This window comes from Caulobacter sp. B11 (assembly GCF_002737765.1).
Classification (GTDB): Bacteria; Pseudomonadota; Alphaproteobacteria; order Caulobacterales; family Caulobacteraceae; genus Caulobacter.
Genome location: NZ_PEGG01000381.1, coordinates 1 through 4,885 on the forward strand (window position 1 = coordinate 1; position 4,885 = coordinate 4,885).

Genomic DNA, 4,885 nt, shown 5'->3' on the forward strand with positions numbered 1-4,885 from the left:
GCCACGCAAGGAAAGACCAGCGCCTGGCCAAAGGCCGTGCCGCCGACGATCACCGGGGCCAGGGCGGCGCTGGGCACGAACGGGTCAGGAAAAGGGTGACGGCGATGATCGACAGGCCGGCGGTCAGCACCCGGGGCTCGCCGAAGCGCCGGGCCAGGCGTCCGTCACCGCGCCCCGCGCCCTGGCCGATCGAGGCGACCACCCCGATCACCGCGAAGCACAATCCCACCTCGCGCGGCCCCCAGTTGAAGCGGGCGTGGGTCCACAGGCCGAACACCGATTCCATGCCGGCGAAGGCGGCGGTCGAGACCAGGGTGACCAGCAGGACCCGCGACAGCACCGGATGGGCGCGGGCGGCGATCAGGGCCTCGCGGCGATGCGGCCGGGGCGTGGCCGGATCGCTCGGCGCGCGGCTCTCGACCACGAACAGGAACACCCCCAGCGAGGCGACGGCGGCGAGGCCGGCGGCGACGAACAGTGGGATCTGGAAACCCAGGGGGCCGGCATCGGGATGGGCCAGCAGGCCGCCCAGGGCCGGACCGACCACGAAACCCATGCCGAAGGCCGCGCCCAGCAGACCCAGGCGCGCCGCCCGCTTTTCCGGCGGGGTGACGTCGGCCATGTAGCCCTGGATGGTCGAGATATTGCCGGTGGCCACGCCGCTGGCCAGGCGCACCAGGAAGGCGACGGCGATATTGGGGGCGAAGGCCAGGGCCACATAGGCCGCCGTATTGGCCAGGATGGTGATGATCAGCACCGGCCGGCGGCCGATCCGGTCCGACAGCCGGCCCCAGAACGGCTCGGCCACGAACTGACCCAGGGAATAGGCCGAGAACAGGGCCGTGATCTGCCAGGGCTCGGCGTTCAGGGCCTTGGCGTAGAACGGCAGCAACGGAATGACGATCCCGAAGCCGACCAGATTGATGAACACCACCAGCAGCAGGACATAGAGCGCGCGCGGGCCATGGGCGGGCGCGGTCGGCGCGGTCGGCGCGGTCGGTGGGGGAGGGCTGGACATCAGGGGGCCGGTTTAGCGCCGATCCAGGGGGGAAGCGACCGGCAAACCACGGCGGCGCGCGCCGGAGCGGGACACGCACGCGCCCCGGCTGGGCGGGCGTGCGTGTCCCTTGGCGTTGCCGCCCTAGTTCGGCGGGTTGTTCTTTTCCAGGAAGGTCACCACTGAGCTCAGCATGGTCAGGCGGGTGGCGCCGCTCGACAGCCAGTGGTCCTCGCCGTCCAGCGAGACGAATTCGACCGGCTTGCCGGCCTGCTTGAGGGCGGAGACCATGACCTGGCTCTGGACCAGGGGCACGACCGTGTCGTCCTTGCCGTGGATCAGCAGGATCGGGATCTCGACCTTGTCGGCCAGCCGAGCCGGTGAGATCGCGACCAGGTCGGGGTCCTTCAGGCCATCGGCCCCCATGAACCGCAGCCAGTAGCGCAGGGTCGAATTGTCGACCGATCGACGGCCGCGATTTTCGTCCGCCAGCATGCGCTTGAGGTCCGAAGGGCCGGCCACCGAAACAGCGCAGCGATAGACGCCCTTGTCCAGAGTCGCGCCGGCCATGGCCGCGTAGCCGCCGTAGGAGGCGCCGACGATGCAGACGCGCTTGGATCGATCAGGCCCTGGGCGGCCAGGTCGCGCACGCCGTCCGACAGGTCGGTCTGCATGGCCTTGCCCCACTGGCCAAAGCCGGCCGCGATGAAGTCCCAGCCAAAGCCCTCGGAGCCGCGGAAGTTGGGCTGCAGCACCGCGTAGCCGCGCGAGGCCAGGGCCTGGCTCCACCAGTCAAACCCGGGGTGTCGCGGCCTTCCGGACCGCCGTGCGGCAGGACGACCAGGGGCAGGTTCTTGGGATCCTTGCCGCGCGGCAGGGTCAGGTAGCCGGTGATCTCCAGGCCGTCCTTGGCCTTGTAACGGATCGGGCGGACGGGCGAGACGCCGGCCGCCGGCACGTCGCGATAGATCATGCCCAGCCATTTGGCCGTCTTGGCGTCGAGGTCGACCAAGGCGTAGCCGGGGCCGATGGCGGCGGAATCCACCTCAACCACCACCTTTCGCCGATCCCGCGACCAGGAGGCCAGGCTGACGCGCTCGTTCTTGAAGGCCCGGGTCACCGCGTCCCAGGTGGCCTGGGTCTTGGGGTCGAAGAAGGTGTAGCTCAGCTTGTCGCCGATCAGGCTCACCCCGCCCAGCAGGCGCAGGTCGTTCGGGTCGTGGAGCAGGCCGTCCAACTGATCGCCCTGGGCGAGCTCGGTCTTCGATCCGTCGGCGCCGTATTCGCGCAGGAAGGTCTCGTTCTTGTCATTGGTGAGCCGGACCAGCACCGACTTGCCGTCGCGCCCGAACCCCGACAGCCCGTAGGAGCCCATGGGCGTGTTGATCGCGTCGACGTCCTGCCAGCGTCCGCCGATCTTCATCTTGAGCGTCCAGACGCCCTTTTCCTGGTTGTAGAGCGACATGGCCACAGGCTTGCCCTCCAGGTCGACCAGCCAGCTGTCGGTGCTGGGTTCGCCGCTATAGTCAGCCACCCGCGTGACCCCGGTGGCCAGATTGATCCGGTAGAGGGTGTTCACGCCGACATTGTCCACGAACCGCACCCCTTCGACGAGGGCGTGGGGCGCGCCGTCCATCACGCGGACCATCGGCATGCTGAGCACGACATTCATCGCGCTCTTCTCGTTGCCGAGCAGGGCGGTCTGCTTGCCGGTGGCCAGATTGAAGTCCACGGCCATGTAGTATTCCTGCACGCCGCCCGTGACTTCGCGCACCTTGGTGGCTTGGGACGAGAACACCAGCAGGTGGTCCTGGCTGGCCCACTGCACGTTGCGCAGCTTGCCTTCGCCCATGTTCAAGCCGGCGACCATGGTTCCGTCCAGCTTGCGGACGGTTAGAACGCGCTGCTCGCCATTGGTGACCGTCACCGCCAGCATGTCGCCATCGGGCGAGATCTCGACCCCCTCCAGCGTCGGCAGGCGGCCATAGGCGGCCAGAGGAACGTCTTGGGCGGCGGCCGCGGAGCCCGCGCCGACCACCAGACACACCGCCGCGGCGGCCAAACACTTCAAAAACACGCTACATCCCCCAGGTTGAGAGAGTTCTATCAGTGCGAGTGAGGTTGTCGAGGGGGTGAGACGCGGCAAGGCGGTCAATTGCGACGCCGGACCCTACGACCCCCAACGCAAAACGCCCCGGCGCGGGCCGGGGCGTTTCGTTATGCTGTGGTCGAGATCGAAGCCTAGCGCGGAGCCAGGATCATGATCATCTGACGGCCTTCCATGCGGGGCTCGTATTCGACCTTGGCGATCTCGTCGAAGTCGGCCTTGACCTTGAGCAGCAGCTTCATGCCGAGCTCCGGGTGGGCCATTTCACGACCGCGGAAACGCAGGGTCACCTTGACCTTGTCGCCTTCCTCGAAGAACCGGCTCATCGCCTTGGCCTTCACGTCATAGTCGTGAATGTCGATGTTCGGGCGAAGCTTGATTTCCTTCAGCTCGACGATCTTCTGCCGCTTGCGGGCCTCGTTCTTCTTCTTCTGCTCCTGGAACTTGAACTTGCCGTAGTCCAGGATCTTGCAGACAGGAGGGTTCGCGTTGGGCACGATCTCGACGAGATCCATGCCGGCTTCCTCAGCGGCCTCGAGGGCGGAGGACGTCGGCATTTCGCCTTGCTTCTCGCCGTTCTGGTCGATCAGCAGGACGCGCGGGACTCGGATTTCATCGTTGATACGCGGACCATCCTTGACGGGCGGCGTTTGCATAGGACGGCGAATAGGGCGGCTCCGGTATTGTTGCAGGAAATCGCGCCGCAGCCTGAGGCCGGACGTTCAGATGATATATGACCCGCGCGTCGCCCTCTATCAAGGCGCAAGGCGAGAACGGCGGGGTTAATCGCCACGGGCGCGCTTTTGGCGGCCCCTATTGCGGCAGCAGACTGATCGCCGCGCTGGCCACGGTGCTGACCGGCAAGGCCTTGAGGTCATGCGACTTGATCACCGCCACATGGCCGCGCGGTCCGCACAGCTCGGGGTCGGAGGCGTCGGAGAACAGGGCGATGGTGGGAGCCCCGGCGGCGGCCAGCAGGTGAGTCGGGCCGGTGTCGTTGCCGACCACCAGAGCCGCCTTGGCGCCCAGCACGGCCAGCTGGGCGAAGTCGGTCCGGCCGGTCAGGTCGCGGGCCTGGCCCACCGCTTTCTGGATCTGCCGGGCCATGGCGCTTTCCTGCGGTCCGCCGATGACCACGATGTCCAGGCCGCGCGCCTTGAGCAGACCCGCCAGCTGGGCATAGCTTTCGACCGGCCAGCGCTTCTCGGGGCGATGGGCCGAGCCGCCGGGCACCAGCAGCACATAGGGCTTGGGCGTGGCGGCGCCCGCCACCGGGCGGGCCTCCTTGTGCCGACGCAGGATCCACGACAGGTCCGGCGGCGGGGCGCTGCCGGGCTCGGTCGGGGCGTCGGGCCAGATGCCGGCCTGTTTCAGCTGGTCGGCCTGGCGCTCGAGGGTGTGCATGCCGTTGCGGGCCTTGCCGCGCTGGGGCAGGGCGCAGCCGGCGGCGATGCCCGACCACTGCGGCGGAAAGGGTCGCAGGGCCTGGAAGTACCAGCCCGTCCGGCTGCTGGTCTGCAGGTCGTAGATGCGGTCGTAGCGCGCCCGGCGCACCCGGCCGAGCATGGCGCTCAATTCGCCCAGATCGCCGGGGCGTCCGTCGGTTTCGACCGTATTGAAATAGGGCGACAGCTTGGCCAGGGCCTCGAAGGGCGGGGTGGTCAGCAGGGTGATCTTGGCCTTGGGATGGGCCTGACGGATCTTCTTCATCGCGGCCAAGGCCAGGACGAAATCGCCAAGGGCGCCCAGCTTGATCACCAGGACCTTATTGATCGCCTTGC

At 67.9% G+C, this 4,885-nt stretch carries 2 protein-coding genes and 2 pseudogenes; all 4 read right to left on the reverse strand.

What is annotated here, in order from left to right:
- Nucleotides 1-1,018: pseudogene (locus CSW58_RS13145) on the reverse strand (MFS transporter); the annotation flags it as partial.
- A gap of 123 nt (nt 1,019-1,141) precedes the next feature.
- Nucleotides 1,142-1,980: pseudogene (locus tag CSW58_RS16355) on the reverse strand (alpha/beta hydrolase family protein).
- 1,258 nt (nt 1,981-3,238) lie between these two features.
- Nucleotides 3,239-3,760: a translation initiation factor IF-3 gene (gene infC, locus CSW58_RS13155; protein ID WP_099447581.1), complete on the reverse strand. Its 522-nt coding sequence runs from the start codon at nt 3,758-3,760 to the stop codon at nt 3,239-3,241.
- A 157-nt stretch (nt 3,761-3,917) separates the two neighbouring features.
- Nucleotides 3,918-4,885: glycosyltransferase family 9 protein (locus CSW58_RS13160; protein ID WP_369825199.1), on the reverse strand; the 968-nt coding region annotated here is incomplete at its 5' end.